14 protein-coding genes are annotated in these 17,418 nt (G+C 43.1%); 1 reads left to right on the plus strand and 13 read right to left on the minus strand.

Going from position 1 to position 17,418, the window contains the following annotated elements:
- Window positions 1-14: 14 nt before the first annotated feature.
- The 7 genes from pfkB to T357_RS0106750 all read right to left on the minus strand — a co-directional run bounded on the left by pfkB (window position 15) and on the right by T357_RS0106750 (window position 8,580).
- Window positions 15-938 (minus strand): 1-phosphofructokinase, encoded by a 924-nt coding sequence (gene pfkB / locus T357_RS0106715; protein ID WP_031550013.1) that lies wholly within the window; start codon window positions 936-938, stop codon window positions 15-17.
- 3 nt (window positions 939-941) lie between these two features.
- Window positions 942-1,682 (minus strand): DeoR/GlpR family DNA-binding transcription regulator, encoded by a 741-nt coding sequence (locus T357_RS0106720; RefSeq protein WP_031550016.1) that lies wholly within the window; start codon window positions 1,680-1,682, stop codon window positions 942-944.
- 409 nt (window positions 1,683-2,091) lie between these two features.
- Window positions 2,092-3,315: an NAD(P)-dependent oxidoreductase gene (locus T357_RS0106725; RefSeq protein ID WP_031550019.1), complete on the minus strand. Its 1,224-nt coding sequence runs from the start codon at window positions 3,313-3,315 to the stop codon at window positions 2,092-2,094.
- Window positions 3,316-4,062: 747 nt separating this feature from the next.
- Entirely contained in the window at window positions 4,063-5,961 is a 1,899-nt protein-coding gene (locus T357_RS0106735; RefSeq protein ID WP_049962320.1) for an aminotransferase class I/II-fold pyridoxal phosphate-dependent enzyme, read from the minus strand.
- On the minus strand, window positions 5,936-7,345 hold the full coding sequence (gene scfB, locus T357_RS0106740; protein WP_044916335.1) for a thioether cross-link-forming SCIFF peptide maturase: 1,410 nt from the start codon (window positions 7,343-7,345) through the stop codon (window positions 5,936-5,938). The genes T357_RS0106735 and scfB overlap by 26 nt, the downstream gene beginning before the upstream one ends.
- A 221-nt stretch (window positions 7,346-7,566) precedes the next feature.
- Window positions 7,567-7,713 (minus strand): six-cysteine ranthipeptide SCIFF, encoded by a 147-nt coding sequence (gene scfA, locus T357_RS20795; RefSeq protein WP_081828078.1) that lies wholly within the window; start codon window positions 7,711-7,713, stop codon window positions 7,567-7,569.
- 102 nt (window positions 7,714-7,815) lie between these two features.
- The gene (locus T357_RS0106750) at window positions 7,816-8,580 is read right to left on the minus strand and encodes an enhanced serine sensitivity protein SseB C-terminal domain-containing protein (protein WP_031550029.1); all 765 of its coding nucleotides are present in this window, start codon (window positions 8,578-8,580) and stop codon (window positions 7,816-7,818) included.
- Window positions 8,581-8,939: 359 nt separating this feature from the next.
- Here T357_RS0106750 and T357_RS0106755 point away from each other — a divergent pair, with 359 nt between their 5' ends.
- Window positions 8,940-11,156: a translocation/assembly module TamB domain-containing protein gene (locus tag T357_RS0106755; protein ID WP_031550032.1), complete on the plus strand. Its 2,217-nt coding sequence runs from the start codon at window positions 8,940-8,942 to the stop codon at window positions 11,154-11,156.
- A 231-nt stretch (window positions 11,157-11,387) separates the two neighbouring features.
- Here the strand turns inward: T357_RS0106755 and T357_RS0106760 are convergent, their stop codons facing one another.
- The 6 genes from T357_RS0106760 to trpC all read right to left on the minus strand — a co-directional run bounded on the left by T357_RS0106760 (window position 11,388) and on the right by trpC (window position 17,172).
- Window positions 11,388-11,780: a pyridoxamine 5'-phosphate oxidase family protein gene (locus tag T357_RS0106760; protein WP_031550035.1), complete on the minus strand. Its 393-nt coding sequence runs from the start codon at window positions 11,778-11,780 to the stop codon at window positions 11,388-11,390.
- Window positions 11,781-12,025: 245 nt separating this feature from the next.
- Complete coding sequence (trpA, locus tag T357_RS0106765) at window positions 12,026-12,802, minus strand: tryptophan synthase subunit alpha (RefSeq protein ID WP_031550038.1); 777 nt, start codon at window positions 12,800-12,802, stop codon at window positions 12,026-12,028.
- Window positions 12,799-13,989: a tryptophan synthase subunit beta gene (trpB, locus tag T357_RS0106770; protein WP_031550040.1), complete on the minus strand. Its 1,191-nt coding sequence runs from the start codon at window positions 13,987-13,989 to the stop codon at window positions 12,799-12,801. Before trpB ends, trpA begins: the two co-directional genes overlap by 4 nt.
- Window positions 13,990-14,129: 140 nt before the next feature.
- Window positions 14,130-14,771 carry a phosphoribosylanthranilate isomerase gene (locus tag T357_RS0106775; RefSeq protein WP_031550045.1) on the minus strand — a complete coding sequence of 214 codons (642 nt, stop codon included), beginning with the start codon at window positions 14,769-14,771 and terminating at the stop codon, window positions 14,130-14,132.
- 31 nt (window positions 14,772-14,802) lie between these two features.
- Complete coding sequence (gene trpD, locus T357_RS0106780; protein ID WP_031550049.1) at window positions 14,803-15,828, minus strand: anthranilate phosphoribosyltransferase; 1,026 nt, start codon at window positions 15,826-15,828, stop codon at window positions 14,803-14,805.
- Window positions 15,829-16,365: 537 nt separating this feature from the next.
- Window positions 16,366-17,172, minus strand: coding sequence for an indole-3-glycerol phosphate synthase TrpC (gene trpC / locus T357_RS0106785; protein WP_031550050.1), 807 nt, complete (start codon window positions 17,170-17,172; stop codon window positions 16,366-16,368).
- Window positions 17,173-17,418: the final 246 nt, after the last annotated feature.

Here is a 17,418-nt window from a genome sequence, read left to right on the forward strand (position 1 = left end):
ACACTCCTTCTCCTTCAACTTATATATGACTCTTTGTTGAATTGCTTTAATAACTCTCTTACTTCTTCCTTTGTTGCCAGATTGTCGGAAAAAGCAGATGCGCTTCCGGTGCAGACACCCATGTAGAATGCCTCTTCATAGCTTCCGCTGTGGAGATAACCGGCCAGGAATCCGGCAACCATTGAATCTCCTGCTCCAACGGAATTTTTAACTTTACCCTTTGGCGGATTGCTTTCATAAATCTCTCCGGTCTCAGTTACAAGAACTGCGCCCTCTCCCGCCATGGAAATAAGAACATTTCTTGCACCCATTTCCTGTATCTTCTTAGCATAAGGAATGACTTCTTCCTTCTTGCTGAGAGTTACTCCAAATATCTCACCAAGCTCATGATTATTGGGTTTGATGAGGAACGGATGATACTTAAGAACATTAACAAGAAGATCTCTAGTTGCATCAACAACTATCTTCAGATTCTTTTCCTTTAAGTAATCCATGATATCGCTGTACATTGACTCCGGCATTACCGAAGGAATGCTTCCGGCGAGTACAAGGATGTCTCCCTCTGTAAGCTTATCCAGCTGCTTGTAAAGTTTGTCGATCTCATCCTTTCCGATGGCCGGTCCCATACCGTTTATCTCCGACTCTTCGTTGCTGCGGAGCTTAACATTGATTCTGGAAATACCGCTTGCTACCTCAATGAAATCGGACTTGACATTTTTAACTGCCAGAAGTCTCTCGATCTCACGACCTGTAAAGCCTGCCATAAATCCCAGGGCCATACTCTCAAGTCCCAGATTCTGAAGAACCATGGAAACATTGATGCCCTTGCCGCCCGGGAACATTAACTCGGTGTTGGTCCGGTTGGTCATTCCAACCTTGAAGTCCTCTACCGAAACTATGTAGTCCAGAGACGGATTAAAAGTAACCGTATAGATCACTGCTTATACCTCCATAACATTCTTTTTGTCTTTATATTTTTTCGGTGCATGATCGGTTATTACCGTTGCACTTTCAAAGGTTCCGAAGGTGATGGATGCAATGTTGTCAAATTTGCTTTTGTCACACAGTACATAGGATGTTCTGCACTGGCGCATGGCAGCACGTTTGACCATTGCTTCTTTCAGTTCCGGTGTTGTAAAGCCCTTGTCAAGGCTTACGCCATTGGCTCCGAAAAAACCTTTTGTAAAGTTGTACTTAAGAAGTGATTCGATGGCTTCCTCGCCAACTATCGCTTCAGTCAGGTTCTTGAACTCTCCTCCTAATATAGAGACTCTGAAACCATTTGCCGAAAGCTGCATCGCAAGAGGAAGTGAATTCGTTACATAAATGCTGCTCCGGTTAGCAAGATAAGGAAGCATTCTTGCAGTAGTTGTTCCTGCGTCAATGTAGACGAAATCATTGTCGGTGATTAGTGATGCAGCATAGGCTCCCACCTTTTGTTTGGCGTCAACATTAAGCTCCATTCTGTTGCTTACGCTGTCGTCATGGGTAAAAAGTGAACCCTTAAGACTGGTTGCACCTCCACGAACGCGTTTCAAAAGTCCGTCCTTGTCAAGCAGTGACAGATCTCTTTTGATGGTCGATTCTGACACGTTCAATTGTTCCATCAGTTCAGCAATAGTGGCTGTTCCCGCCGAATCCACCACGGAAAGAATCCTCACAAATCTTTCCTCGGCCAGCATTTTTTCACCTCCATTCTTATCCGAAAACCTGTAAATCTTTATTTATGTTATATGGATTTCAGGTCATCCGACTCTATACTGTTTGATTGATTTTCGTTCAACTTCGTTCAACTGAGGTTATTATAAATCACGCACTCGGTCATCATCAATCATTTTCGTTCAGTTCCGCTAACGAAAAATTGTACGTGTTTTTGTGCAATTTGACGAAAGATTAACAAAGTGGATTTAATGGGTGTTTGTACATTCACAATTTGTTTTTATTGCATTGAAAAAGGAGAGGCATTTGCCCCTCCTCGCAGGAATTAAATTCAACTGATATATTTTGAAATAAAGACAGTTGACTAAAGGTATTTCAAATCAACACCCTTTGTTTCTGTCATGCACGGTACCGACCAAATTATTTCTTTCCTCAGTCAGGAAGTCCCTGCATATATTTGTCCATATCTTCTGCAATCTGCTTTGATACATTTACTGCTGCAACTACTGTCTTCGCACCGGTAACAACATCGCCTGAAGCAAATACACCGGGCATCGTTGTCTCACCGTTCTCATCGGTCTGAAGAGTTCCCTTATCATTAAGCTTGAGTTCCTGATCTCTTGTTACCAGGCGATCCTTCGGAACCTGGGAAACAGAGATGATAACGAAATCACAGGGAACTTCAACAGCCTGATCTTCATGTACGGTACCCTTGCCCTCCTCATCATAGGTAACAGGAGCCATGACAATGCAATCATCCTTTATCTCGAGAGGTGACTGGCAGTACTCAAACTTAACTCCGTCAAGCTTTGCATACTCAAGCTCCTTGGGTGATGCAGAAGCTGTATCTCTTCTTACATATACAGTTACATTTCTTGCGCCCTTGCGGATGGCTGTTCGGGCTGCATCCATAGCTGCATTACCGGCACCGATGATGGCAACAGTCTCTCCGATGTAGTAAACATCAGGATTGTTGAGGTAATTGATAGCGTAGGCTACATTACCAAAGGACTCACCGGGAATACGAAGGTGCTTGGGACGCCATGCACCGGTTCCGATAAATACCGACTTATATCCATCAGCAAAAAGATCCTTTATGCTGGTTGAGCCACCGATGTTGTAGTTGGGACGGAACAGAATTCCGAGCTCATGAAGTCTCTTTGCATATCTGTCAAGTATTGTTCTAGGAAGACGGAACTCAGGAATACCGTATCTCATGACACCACCGAGCTTCTCACGACCCTCGAAGATAGTGATCTTATAACCCTTCTGTGCCAGAAGAACTGCGATGGTGATTCCTGCAGGGCCTCCACCGATAACTGCAACCTTCTTGCCGTTGTATGGCTTCTTCTCAAGCTTGATGCGCTCGAAGCAGGAGTCTGAAATGTAATTCTCTATAGCGGAGATATGAACCGGAGTTTCCTTGATTCCGCGAACACAGTGACCTTCGCACTGTTTCTCATGATCGCATACCAGTGAACATACGATTGAAAGCGGATTGTTATTGAAAAGCATTACCGCAGCGTCCATCATCTGCTCTTCCTTGAGAAGTCTGATCATCTCCGGAATATTTGTGTTGATAGGGCAACCGGTACGACAACGTGGGTTCTTGCACTGAAGGCAACGCTTAGCTTCGTCTAAAACATGTACAGCCATAAATATCTCCTCCCTTTACATTAAACGTTAAATCTTTTCTACTTTTTTATGTTCGTAGATAACCTTAATCACAAAGGGAGTCATAGTCAACAAAAGTTAATTTATTGACATTGATTTTTGGTTTTAATACAAGGCGGGCCAAGCAGGCGGCAGAGTAGATGATGATCTATTCATATTTGAAATAAATCTGTGATGGATCAAAATCAGACTAGAACAAGCCGGCAGGCATTCATTTTGAAAAGAGACACCGTGGCGAAAAAATCACATCTTAACCCCTAAAAGGCTCTGGGTTTTCTATTTTAGTCTGCAAATTTGACCCAGATTATTGATTATAAAATTATGAATCATTCTGATAAACTCGACGTATGACTCCACAGAGGATATCTTGAAATGAGGTCAACAATATCTAGCTCCGAGTTTGACTCTTATAAGTTATTACCTGGTTTGAAGTCAAAAACATTACCATCCGGGTTTGACCCATATCGGTCATTACTGGGTTTGAAGTCAACAACATTACCATCCGGGCTTGACCCATATCGGTCATTACTGGATTTAAAGTCAACAATATTAAGCTCCGGGCTTGACCCATATCAGTCATTACCGGGTTTGAAGTCAAAAACATTACCATCCGGGCTTGACCCATATCGGTCATTACTGGATTTAAAGTCAACAATATTAAGCTCCGGGCTTGACTCATATCGGATATTATCGGATATGAAGTCAAGCCCGGAGCTCGATATTTTTGACTTATGAAGAAAAACTCTTGTCCTGTTGATCTTTTGTGCAATAAATAACACCTTGGCTCTTTGATGATCCTGTGTGATGCAGTTCATATCCTTTCCGGCTAAAATTTTTAATTCTATCTATCTTCTCTGCTGTCAATCTTTCCCCCGGAACTATAATGGGTATACCCGGCGGGTAGCAATAAACATATTCCGCTGAAATTCTGTTTACGGCGTTTGGAAATGAAATCTCCTCAGATTCTGCCTCAGTTGCTTGTTGCAGGGTGATGACCTGTTCTGATACTGTAAGCCAGGAAAATTCTGAGTTCGATTCAGAAACTGTCGGACAAAAGGTAGAAGGATCTTCATGTGAACATGTCGGTAAACAGGTAGAAGAATCCTCATGAGACCCCGTCAGCAAACAGGTTGAAGAATTTGCTTCAGAATCCGATATACTACCATGTTTATAACTATATTCATTTTCTATTCCGCCTTTTTGGTTTAATTCATAATGTTTCTGCTTACATTCATTTTCGATCCTTTTTCTGCGTTCATGTTTTAAACCATGAAATTTCTGCCTGAAATCGTCTTCTTCCCTATCCAGTTCTTTTAATGCTTTCGCAAGTCGAATAAGGGCAGCTTCTTCGTCGCCGGGGCCCGTCATGGCGAGAAGGCTTTTACCTTGCTGCATTTCGAATTCAAAATGATACTTCTTTCGCAAAAGTTCTGTAAGGCTGTCTCCGGAAAAATGTGTGTCACTAAAATTTATGAGTATCTTGCTTTTATCGAAAGAAAAGAAATCATGATCGTTCAACCGGTCATCTCTGTGACAAAGAGCTTTGATATGTCTGAGTTTTTCATCTCCGTGGCAAAGTACTTTGAAATGTCTAAGTCCTTTTATGCCTTCATCAAAAGCGGCCAGCATTCGTGACCATCCGGAGAATACTTCTTCACCTTTTTCAAGAATCATTTCCGTGCAGGCATCCAGGGACAACATCAGGATGTATGAAGGCGAAGAGGTTTCGAATATATCAAGATTTCTTTCGATGGTTTTGGGATTTATGAGTTCACCTTTCAGATGAAGTAATGCTGTCTGATTAAGTCCTATGAGTGTTTTGTGCGCTGACTGAACCACCAAATCTGCGCCGCATCTTATGGCGCTGTCCGGAAAACCCGCTGACTCCACAAGTCCCAAATGAGCTCCGTGGGCTTCGTCCACAAAGAGTGGAACTCCGTGGGTGTGGCAGATTTCCGCTATGGCTTTGATGTCTGACACAACGCCCTCATAGGTGGGGCTGGTAATTACTACTCCGCGGCTTTCGGGGTACTTTTCTAAAAGTTCTTTCACAGAATCAGGGGCAATATCTGTGAGTATCCCAAATTCCTTATCAAACTTTGGATAGACCCAGTGTGGCGTAATGTTTCTAAGCTCTAATGCATGAAAAACTGACCTATGGCAATTTCTCGCCACGATCAGTTCTCCGTTCAAAGGGCAAATGCTGCCTATGCCCGCAAGGTTTCCGCAGGTACTGCCGTTTACCATATACCAGGTTCTGTCTGCACCGAAAACCCGGGCTGTACGCTCCATGGATGCCTTCAGGATGCCTTCAGGATGATGGAGATCATCAGTCCCCTGCACTTCGGTCAGATCAAAAGAAATCGGATTTCTTCCGAAATCCGATAGTTCTTCTTTACGCTTACCCGATGTGATTCCCAGGATGTCTGAAACTGTATTATTCTCTGTTCGAACACGAGAATTAAAGGTTTCCTGATCAGACACCTTGACGACCCGGTCAAGCTCCGTATCCTTCACGGAAACCCCGGGTATCTCCACATTCCTCTTGTGCCCGGGCATATGAAAGGGATACAACCCCTTTTCAAGATATTGACATAGATCCTTATACAGATTCTGCCTCTTCTCCATTCTTCTGCTCCTGCATCATCTCTGCTTCAGCAATCTTCAGCATAAGTGCACATTCCATACGCTTACGGAACAGCTTGCAGCCGTACTCGTATACACCCTTAATATCTCCTGTTGCGTGGAGCGCATTTGCGGAACATCCGCCTGCACAGTACATTCTTGCCCAGCACTTTCTGCATTCGGGGCGGGAATAAACATTGCACTCCTTAAATACACTTACAAGGTCCTGACGATCTACGCCGTCGAAGACATTACCAAGCTTGTACTCAGGATCGTTTACAAACTGGTGGCATGGATAAAGATCGCCCCAGGCAGTTACAGCCATATACTCTGTTCCTGAACCGCAGCCGGATACTCTCTTGTAGATACATGGGCCGTGCTCAAGGTCTATCATATAGTGGTAGAATGTTATCGGCTTGCCATCCTTCTCTCTGCGGATCATATCCTTTGCAAGAAGCTCGTACTGCTCGTAAAGAACCGGAAGATCTTCCTCTGTAAGAGCACTTGGGCTTGAAGGATCCGTAACAACAGGCTCCATGGAAAGCTCAGTGAAACCAAGGTCATCTGCCATGTGGAAGATGTCATTGGTAAAATCTGTATTGAAGTGAGAGAAGGTGCCTCTCATGTAGTAGTTCTTGTCACCTCTTGCCTTAACAAACTTCTGGAAGTTCGGAACGATGCGGTCATAGGAGCCCTTTCCGGCAAGGTTCACGCGGAATCTGTCATTAACCTCCTTGCGGCCGTCGAGAGAAAGTACCACGTTGTAGCACTCCTTGTTGGCCCACTCGATAACCTCGTCAGTAACATTGACACCGTTGGTTGTAAGAGTGAAACGGAAATTCTTGTTGTGCTGCTTCTCGATGGATCTTGCATACTCAACAGTCTTCTTGCAGACATCGAAGTTCACAAGAGGCTCTCCGCCGAAGAAGTCAACCTCAAGGTTACGACGCTTTCCTGAATTCTCAACAAGGAAATCAATCGCCCTCTTGGCTGTCTCGAAACTCATAAGCCCTTCATCGCCCTTAAACTTTCCCTGGGAAGCGAAGCAATAGCTGCAGTTAAGGTTACAGGTATGTGCCACCAGAAGACAAAGTGCTTTTACAACCGTTGTCTGCTTTTTCAAATAGCCGGCAGCCTTTTCATAAACATCCTCAGTGAAAAGCTTGCCGTTGTCCTTTAACTCCCGGATATCTGAAAAAGTATCATCGATGTCTTCCTCAGAAGCTAACTGATGCATGGTCTTAAGCGAAGCTCTGGCTTCATCTTCAGACTTACCTTCATCCAAAAGCTTGATGGCATCATATGCAAGATCATCGGTTACATGTACGCTTGCGCTGTAAATATCAAGGACAATGTTGTAACCGTTCATTTTATACTGGTGAATCATTAATTTCTAAATCTCCTATAAATACTGTGTTTGGAACAATATCATCTGACATTCAGGCTCAGATCTATATAGTTCCTTCATCATAAGACTACAAACACCGGCTTATTCTATGCATAGCATTGTCAGAATCTGCAAGTGTTCAGTTTGCAAATGCTTTTATCCGGGCTTTATACATCAAAAGAGCCGGGGCTTCAATCGCCCCGGCTTTGCGAATCTGAAAATTAAGCGTTCTCGTTCTCGCACTGCTGGTTAGCAATACCGCAGCTTGTCTTGCAAGCTGACTGGCAGGATGTCTGGCACTCACCGCATCCGCCCTTCTCTTCTGATCTCTTCATGTCTCTGGTATCTAATGTCATGATATGCTTCATATTAACACCTCTTTCTTAAGTGATTACTTATAATAAAGTATATAGAAAAATATTACTAGTCAAACTATACCTTTGTCAAGGAAAACACATTTCATCAATGTATTATTTCATGAAAAATGGTTCTACTCCCTTGATTGCCTTAGGTGCGATAGGTGCCTTTGCTGAAAGGAGTGCCACACTTCTTCCATGTGAATGTGCCTTACAAACCTCCATGATCTGAGGGAAGGTTACATCCATAGGTCCGATATGGTCAATGATAAGAACATAATCAAGATGTCCCTTTCTGATCATATCTCTGAAGAAAACCTTTATGATATTATGGTTTTTCTTGCAGGCTTCTGTAAGTGCAGCCTTAAGTTCCGCTGTTACCTCATCCTCACGAACATCCTGGAATGTTACATCCTCGTCTTCCCTGGACTTCTCGCCCTCAAGGTCGAATGCCTTGCCGTTCAGCTTTGAAAGAAGCTCTGAAATAACCGAACGTGCAATGATGAAATTATCGCTGCCGGGATTTACTACAAATCCGAAAATTCTTGGATCCCCAAAAGCCTTGTTTGCAGCTTCCTCAAAGTTATGGGTAACTGTCTTTATCTTTCTGCCTTCTTTGTTCCACTCTTTAAGCTTCTGTCTGCTTGTGAACATCATGTAGTAAGGCTGCTTGTCCTTCATGGAAACAACTCCGTAAAGAAGCTTTCTTTCCTTCTCCGGCTCATCTGTGATCATTACCGGCATAAGGAACTGCGCTGTCCCATCCAAAAGCATGTCTGTTACAGCCTGATTTGCTTCTTTATCTTCGCCCTGTGATTCTTTGATCTTAGTGATAGCCTCAACGAACTTTTCATTGGCTCTCTCTGCATAATCTGCCATATATAAAACCTCCTGGTTTAGGCGAATGCTTACATCCTGCACTCCGCATCCGCTAGTTTTTGCATAAGATACCGAGGTATTTTACCATAGATTGAGTTTGCTGTCGATAAGGGATTGGGAGCCAGAAAGGCCGCTACATTTTATTACTCAATGATTTAGAGAGTTATATCAATTCAGTCCTTTATTTAATTATATTTCCCCGATTTGTGCTCAAATTTAAGCATATCTCACAATTATTCCTCTATTATCGCGATATAATTGTTGATTTTTTCCACAAAACTCATATATTGATATTTAGGGTTTACGTCTTATGGCGTAAAAAGTTCGTAGAATAAAAAACTTTATATGGAGGTTTTACTTTGAAAAGAAGAAACTTATGTAACACAAAGAAAGTGGTGGCTGTCATTCTTGCAGCCTCTATGGTTATGAGCTCGGGCGTGACAGCTTTGGCCGAAGAAGGTTATCATTTAGATGAGGGTTATGTAGAATCCGAAAAGTCAGAAATAATAGCCGTAGAAGCCCACAACGAAACCAAAACTGAAGATAATGCAAAAGCAGAAAACGATAAAGGCAGCGCCACCAGTGTTTATGCCGAATCACATGATGAAGGCTCTACAAAAGTCACTATCACTAATGATGTTTCCGCAAATGTAACAAATAGTGAACCCTGGGAAGATACATCTACGGGTGTTGTTGCTAAAGCATCTGGAAACTCCAAAACTGAGGTAAATGTCAAAAACGATCTGTCTGTTTCTTCCGATGGAGAATCAATAGGTATTGATGTTAAAGTTGGTGATTACAGAAATCAAACAGATAATTCATCTGTAAATGTTAAAGTAGGCGGTGATGTTTCCGTAAACGCAGATACAAACACAACGGACGAAGGAAGTGGTGTTTATGCTGCCGGTGTTAATATAAATGCCTATAACTCTAATACTACAAAGGCCGAAGTGAATATAGACGGCGACCTTAATGTTTCCTCGGAATTCAATACCACAGGTATCCAAACCGGTTCTAATGGTAAAGTTACTGTAGGTGGTGATTTAAATGTAGACGTCAATATCGACAAGGATAATAAAATAGAATACGAAAAGGCGGAAGCTCTCGGCATCCACGCAAGCGGTAACTCCGAAGTCGTTATTGACGGTGATATAAATGTAGAAGGAACCAAAGAAAACGAGTACTGGTATGAAGAAGTCACCGGAATAAATGCATATACTCAGAGTAACGATTCATCAGTAAATATCACTGTTGGCGGTGATGTAAATGTTAGTTCACCGGATGATGGTTATGGTATCTATGGTCATGGTGCAGGCAATATTAACATAGATATCGGAGGAAGTGTAAATGTAACGGACAATGGAGAAGAAGGATATGCAATCGGTCTCAGTGATGATTGGGAAAAAACCTCCTCACTTACCGTTAAAGTAGCAGAAAACGTAACTGCCTCCAATACTGCAGTTTTCATATCCAAAATGTTTGATGAGAATTCTGTTGACCTTGTTGTCGGAGGTACCCTCTCCGGCGGTGAGCATGCTATAGTGCTTACAGAAACCGACTCTTCTTCAGCTTCATATTTGGGGTCTACAAAATCGTCAACTGAAAATCTGAACATTACTGTTTGGAAGATTGAGCCTGTAAAGGAATCAGGTAATATAGTAGAAACCCAGAAATATAATTCCAAAACAGAGAAGACAACTTATACAGAAAACAAGGAAGCTGAAAAGAACATCAACTACATTATCAAAGTAGACCCGGTTAAGACTTCCGGTGGTAACTTAGCTGTTTCAGGCACAACCGAGAGCCACGGCTACCAGACTGCTCATGAAGGTGACAAGGTTTATCTCGAAGTAACCGTACCTAGTGGCTACACAGTTGACAGCTTCTATAATGTAGCCGGAGCAGCTGAATGTAAGTTCATTACAGACGGCGATAAGCATTACTTAGAAGTTCCACGAGGCGGTGGTGTATTTGTAGGTGTTAATCTGAAGAAGATTACTTCTTCAGACGTAGATAATTCAAAGAAGCATGAGTCTGATGGCTCTTCAGGAACTACAGGCACTCAAAACCAGTCAGCTACAAGCAATACATACAATAGTGCAAGCGGTATTTTCGAAACTACACCTGCAGTAATGGCTATGCAGATCCAGGCACCGACACTCGCAGGAACAAATGCTATAGTAAATGTTGCTGATATCCTTACCCCTGTTGATATGCTTACGGCAATCAACAACTTCTCTGCAGCAGGCTTAAGCAATATGGATACCGATAACATTATGGGAACCGGCATTGTAAGCTTCAACAACATGTTCGCTACAGCTATTTCCGATACCATCGATGTTCCTGTAGCAGCAGGTGTTAAGGCAAATCAGTCCTACACCGTATATTTCAGTGACAATACAAGTATTAACGTTCTTTGTACTGCAGACGGAATACTCACCATCCCGTTCAACAAGAACGCTGAAGGTCTTACTTACATAATCTATGGCACGCAGCTTGATCCGAGCATGTTCATAGGAACTCAGCTTGATCAAAACATGTTTTCAGGAATGCCAATAGGCGGATGGACATATTAATTGCATATTAAGTCTAAAAAATCCCCGGTCACATCACTGACCGGGGATTAATATTATTATCATATTTTAGAATAACATTACCTGTTACGCTCCGCATAAAGTGTAATAATCGCCTTCCAATGTTTTATGTACACATAGATTTTACACTTTTTCAGACCTTGAACAGTGGGTATATAACATTTTTTAAGACCTGAATTCAGGTTATAACAACATTTTTTAAGGGCTTGATTATCAGAACTTCTCCACTTCCGGAGCTGCTGTAAATGAGCAGTAGGTTGCTGTTGCATCCTTGAGGTAGAGTACCTCTGTGTTGTCATCATCAGCTGAATACATGCCCTGAAGTGAGGGATATGCATCAAGCATTGCCTGCTTTGCCTCACGTCTGTCATCAGAAACAAGCTCGCCGGCTATTCTAAGCCAGGTGCCATCCTTGAAGGCACAAAGCTCAACCTTTGGATTGATGTGAATCTGTTTTGAAACGTCCTTCTTCTTTCCTGTCTGGATGTACAGCTTTCCATCGAAAATGTTTGCTGTTCCGAAGGGTCTTACTCTTGGCTGATCTCCCTCAACAGTTGCAAGATAATAGGTTCCCGCTTCCTTTAAAAACTTTTCTGCTCTCTGCATATTTTTCCTTTCCGTTAGTCACGTTTTTCCGTAACATACTTTTTCACATTTGAACGAAGAACTCTCAACCGGTCAGTCAACCTTTATTCTTTGTTCATTAACTTACTCCATTATACAACTCTTTGGTCACAAAAAAGCAACGGAATAAGGATTTTTCCCTAATCCCATTGCTTTTCAATCCTGGACGCACTATCTCAGTCACTTAAAGTCGCATCACCTAATGCACCGCATAAGGCATTGTCTTATCACACCTCATGTACCGCCTGAGCCAGCTCCTTAACAAATGCTCCAACCTTTTCAGGAGCTTCTTTTCCATGCTCAGCGATTATCTTTACGATGGCGGATCCCACGATGGCGCCGTCACTTACCTTTGCCATTGCCTCCGCCTGGTCGGCATTGGAAATACCGAAGCCCACAGCGCAAGGGATGTCTGTACATTCCTTTACAAGCTTCACCATGGATCCTATATCTGTGGTAATGCTTGATCTTGAACCTGTAACTCCAAGGGAGGAAACCACGTATATATATCCCTTTGCATCCTTAGCAATCATCTTGATTCTGTCCTGGGAAGTAGGTGCTATCATGGAAATAAACTCCACCTCATATTTATCGCAGACCTCCTCAAATTCTCCCCTCTCCTCATAGGGCACATCCGGAAGGATAATGCCGCTGACACCTGAATCGGAAGCCTTCTTTATGAATTTTTCGATGCCGTAGGAGAAGACAACATTGGCATAAGTCATATAGATGAAGGGCACCTCTGTTTCCTTGCGAAGTTCCTTTGTGAATTCAAAAATCTTATCAGTAGTAGCTCCGCCTGAAAGTGCCCTGTTGTCTGCCTCCATGATCACCGGTCCCTCCGCTGTAGGATCCGAAAAGGGAATTCCAAGCTCGATGATATCTGCTCCGTTTTTCACCATCTCAAGTACGCATCTTCTTGTGGTCTCCAGATCCGGATCCCCGCAGGTAATAAACGGTATGAATGCTTTGTGATTTTTGAATGCATCTGTGATCCTGCTCATTCTGAAATTACCTCCCCTCTGTAGCGTGCGATAGCCGCGCAGTCCTTGTCGCCTCTTCCGGAAACAGTTACAACTATGATCTGATCCTTTGACATCGTTGGCGCCAGCTTCTTAACATATGCCAGAGCATGAGATGACTCGATGGCAGGTATGATCCCCTCCAGCTTTGAAAGATATTCAAATGCCTCCACCGCTTCGTCATCCGTAATCGCCACATACTGTGCTCTTCCGATATCATGAAGATAAGCGTGCTCAGGTCCTATTCCCGGATAATCAAGTCCTGCGGAAATAGAATAAACCGGTGCGATCTGACCGTACTCATTCTGGCAGAAATAGGACTTCATTCCGTGGAAGATACCGAGTCGTCCGGTATTGATGGTGGCTGCTGTTTCAAAGGTGTCAATGCCTCTGCCCGCAGCTTCACAGCCTATAAGCTTTACATCTTTGTCATCGATAAAATGATAGAAAGTACCGATGGCATTGGAACCTCCTCCGACGCAGGCTACAACCGCATCCGGAAGTCTTCCTTCCTTTTCAAGCATCTGCTCTTTTATCTCTCTTGAGATAACCGCCTGGAAATCACGAACTATAGTCGGGAAGGGATGAGGTCCCATTACGGATCCGAGACAATAGTGTGTATCCTCAATTCTTGAAGTCCACTCTCTCATGGCCTGTGAAACCGCATCCTTGAGAGTTCCTGTACCTGTTGTCACCGGAACAACCTCTGAACCGAGAAGGCGCATTTTGTAAACATTAAGCGCCTGTCTCTCCATATCCTCTTTTCCCATAAATACCACACACTCCATATCGAGTAGTGCCGCAACAGTAGCGGTTGCCACACCATGCTGGCCTGCACCGGTTTCAGCGATAAGGCGGGTCTTTCCCATCTTCTTTGCAAGAAGCGCCTGGCCGAGACAGTTGTTGATTTTGTGGGCACCGGTATGGTTGAGATCCTCTCTCTTTAAGTAAATCTTCGCACCGCCCAGATCCTCGGTCATTCGCTTTGCGTAGTAAAGTCTCGACGGACGGTTTGCATACTCATTGTAAAGCTCGATAAGCTCCCTGTTAAACTCAGGGTCGTCCTTATATTTGTTGTAGGCTTCCTCAAGTTCTATTACTGCGTTCATTAGTGTCTCAGGTATATACTGACCACCGTGAACGCCAAATCTTCCATTGTTCTGATTCATTTTATCTCCTCTTTTTTTATTAACCGGTACATGCCCAATTATTTCTGATTGATTCTTCAATACTCAATTTGAGTTTTCTATATAATCAACATGATTTGGCTTCCTGTTTTCTTATAGGTCATCTTTTGGTTTGATTAAACTCAATGCTTCCTGACATTATCTATAAATGCCCTGATCTTTTCAGCATCCTTAAAGCCATCAGTTTCCACTCCGGAGCTGACATCCACTGCATAGGGCTGCAGCTTTTCTATGGCTTTCGAAACATTTTCCGGATTAAGTCCACCGGCCAGGAAATACGGTCTTTTCAGTTCTCTGAGCAAATGCCATTCAAACGTTTCTCCATCCCCCATGCCTTTATCAAGAAGTATAAAATCCGCCGATGACTTCTCAGCTTTTTTCACATCACTTTCATCTCTGACAATGAAAGCTTTTATTATTTTTCCTTCAGTATGAAAAGGTTTACCATCCGGAAAAATCCCCGGTCTTTTCAGTTCTTCCTTAAGTTTATTTATATACTCTGCAGACTCGTCACCATGAAGCTGCGCGATAGATATTATCCCTTTCCTCATAAGTCTGAGTACAATGTCTATTTCCTCCGAAACAAACACTCCCACGGCTTCTATGGAAGGCAAAAGCATACTGCAAAGCTTTTCAGCCTCCTCTTCCGTCACATAGCGTTTGCTCTTTTTATAAAATACGAAGCCCACGTATTCGGGAAGGTATTTATTTACTGCCTCTATGTCTTCAGGCCTTCTGAGACCACAGATCTTGATTTTTGTCATTGCATCTCCATTACTCCAAAACGGGGATAAATTAAGCATTACTTGCGATGATATACTCTTCCAGCTTCTTCAAAGCAGCCCCACTGTCAATAAGCTCTGCAGCCTTCTTTACACCCTCTTCGATGCTGTCTGCTTTACCGCCGAGATAGATCGAAGCTCCGGCATTAAGCAGTATTGCATTTCTCTTGGTTCCCTGTATATCTCCGCTCAGAATCTTTCTAGTGATCAATGCATTTTCAGATGGAGTTCCTCCAACCAGTTCGTCCTTGGTACCTCTTGTCAGCCCGAAATCCTCCGGCTTAATAACAGTGGTTCTGTAGTAACCGTTCTTAAGCTCGCAAAGTGTTGTTGGTGCTGATGCGGAAATCTCATCCATCTTGTCCTGTCCGTATACTACGAATGCTCTCTTAACCCCAAGCTTATCCAGAACCTTTGCAACCGGCTCAACCAGATACTCATCATAAACACCAAGCAGGAACATATCCGGGTTCGCAGGATTTGTGAGAGGTCCCAGAATATTGAAAACCGTACGGAATCCAAGCTCTTTTCTGATTGGACCCACATATTTCATAGCCGAGTGATACTTCTGTGCAAAGAGGAAGCAAATGCCTACATCCTTCAAAAGCTCCTGCGCCTTTTCCACATCCTGCTGGATATTTACTCCCAATGCCTCCTGGCAGTCAGCTGTTCCGGAAAGTGAGGATGCCGCTCTGTTTCCATGCTTTGCAACCTTGATTCCGGCTGTGGCTATGACCATTGCTGCTGTGGTGGAAATATTAAAACTATGAGCTCCGTCTCCGCCGGTTCCAACTATCTCAAGTACCTCCATGCCGGGATGAGGAACCTTAGTTGCCTGCTCTCTCATTGCAGCCGCACAGCCTGAAATCTCATCTATTGTCTCAGCCTTAGTGGACTTGGTTGAAAGTGCAGCTAAAAATGCCGCGTTCTGTGTAGGTGTTGTCTGGCCTGTCATGATCTCAGTCATGACTTCATAAGCCTCCTCATAAGTCAGGTCACCCTTCAATGTTGCGATTTTGTCGATTGCATTTCTGATCATTTTGTTCTCCTTCCGAGGTTTTTCCTCTTTTGAAAATCCTGATCTCACGCTGCGCTTATTGTCTTCCGTAAATAAGAAAAGTCCCCGGCAGAACCATAATAAAATATGGTTCTGCCAGGGACGAAATATTCGCGGTGCCACCCTGTTTCACGACATGACTCGTGCGCTTTGCGAGATACCTTCATATCTCCGACAACTAACGTATGTCTCACGTCACAGGATACTCAGCATCTTAACCATCGATGCTTTTCATTGTGCCCTTAGCGGTCCATTTGCCATGCTGTTTTCTGCCGGATTCTCACCATCGCCGACTCTCTGTGGGAGCATACATAGTTTAATCTCCGCCTCAACGGTTTAATTTATTAACTTTAGATTTACGATAAATCTTTTGACACCAAATGTCAATTCTTATCAGGCAACTTAAAAATACCGAAAAATTATAACTAAAATAACTTAAATATCAGTTTTCAAATCTTCAGTATTACTTCAAAAAGATATCCAGCCATATACAACACATTTTAGCACTTAACAGACTAATCAGACTGCCTGCTCCCGAAGTATACCGAATCTGAGTTCGTCCAGCATAGCCTTCTTGTCGGCCGCCCTCATGAGTGTTTCGCCGATAAGCACGCCGTTAACATTACCCTCTTCCAGCTCAAGGATATCTTCATGACAGGTTATACCGCTCTCGGCAATAAAAAGTATATCCTCCGGCACACATTTTCTAAGGTTAATGCTGTTGTGAATGTCTACTGTGAAGTCCTTCAGGTTTCTGTTATTAACTCCGATTATTCTTGCTCCGGCATTCACAGCCTTCCGGATCTCCTGCTCATCATGAGCTTCAACGATAGCAGATAATCCCAGGCTGTCAGCAATCTCAATGTAGGATTTTAGTTTCTCCTCATCAAGCAATGCACATATGAGAAGAACAACCTTTGCCCCCAGAACTTTCGCCTCATAGATCATGTAAGGATCGATCACAAAATCCTTCCTGAGACAAGGAAGCTTCACGGTCTCTGCAATCTGTCTGAGATACTCATTGCTGCCCTTAAACCATTTAGGCTCCGTAAGTACCGAGATTGCAGCAGCTCCTGCCTTTTCATACTCGTATGCAATCTTGAGATACGGAAAATCCATTGCAATGATTCCTTTTGAAGGTGACGCTTTTTTGCATTCACATATGAAACTCATTCCGGGTTCCCTTAATATCTTTTCAAAAGGAAAACCGGTATTGGGATCCATAGCCTCCGCTCTTCTTTTCATTTCCTCCAACGACACTAACCTTTTTGCCTTATCCACTCGCTTATAAGTGTAGGCAGCAATATCCTCCAGAATATTAGTCATTTTCGTTCTCTCCCCTATATAGTCATAACTATACATAATTCCACTACTCACATCGTATCACAGGGAGTTATGCTTGTAATCTATCAAAAATGACTAGCAGATATAACAAAAAATCCTCATTCAGGCACAAAAAAGGGAGCAGAATGACTGCTTCTTTAGTCGGTATCTAAAAAAGGGATAGTTTTTTATCAGAAAACAGAATCAAAAAAACCGACCGACACTCGTGTGTCGATCGGTTCATATGAC

The sequence above is a fragment of the Oribacterium sp. FC2011 genome (assembly GCF_000701645.1).
GTDB lineage: Bacteria > Bacillota > Clostridia > Lachnospirales > Lachnospiraceae > Oribacterium.

What these genes read in the sequence shown, in the direction of transcription:
- T357_RS0106750 (WP_031550029.1), bottom strand. Translation starts at nt 8,580, where the DNA reads ATGGCAGATTATGCAGAGAGAGCCAATGAAAAGTTCGTTGAGGCTATC.
- scfB (WP_044916335.1), bottom strand. Translation starts at nt 7,345, where the DNA reads ATGATTCACCAGTATAAAATGAACGGTTACAACATTGTCCTTGATATT.
- T357_RS0106735 (WP_049962320.1), bottom strand. Translation starts at nt 5,961, where the DNA reads ATGGAGAAGAGGCAGAATCTGTATAAGGATCTATGTCAATATCTTGAA.
- T357_RS0106775 (WP_031550045.1), bottom strand. Translation starts at nt 14,771, where the DNA reads ATGACAAAAATCAAGATCTGTGGTCTCAGAAGGCCTGAAGACATAGAG.
- trpA (WP_031550038.1), bottom strand. Translation starts at nt 12,802, where the DNA reads ATGAGCAGGATCACAGATGCATTCAAAAATCACAAAGCATTCATACCG.
- trpD (WP_031550049.1), bottom strand. Translation starts at nt 15,828, where the DNA reads ATGATCAGAAATGCAATCGACAAAATCGCAACATTGAAGGGTGACCTG.
- trpC (WP_031550050.1), bottom strand. Translation starts at nt 17,172, where the DNA reads ATGACTAATATTCTGGAGGATATTGCTGCCTACACTTATAAGCGAGTG.
- T357_RS0106720 (WP_031550016.1), bottom strand. Translation starts at nt 1,682, where the DNA reads ATGCTGGCCGAGGAAAGATTTGTGAGGATTCTTTCCGTGGTGGATTCG.
- trpB (WP_031550040.1), bottom strand. Translation starts at nt 13,989, where the DNA reads ATGAATCAGAACAATGGAAGATTTGGCGTTCACGGTGGTCAGTATATA.
- T357_RS0106725 (WP_031550019.1), bottom strand. Translation starts at nt 3,315, where the DNA reads ATGGCTGTACATGTTTTAGACGAAGCTAAGCGTTGCCTTCAGTGCAAG.
- scfA (WP_081828078.1), bottom strand. Translation starts at nt 7,713, where the DNA reads ATGAAGCATATCATGACATTAGATACCAGAGACATGAAGAGATCAGAA.
- T357_RS0106760 (WP_031550035.1), bottom strand. Translation starts at nt 11,780, where the DNA reads ATGCAGAGAGCAGAAAAGTTTTTAAAGGAAGCGGGAACCTATTATCTT.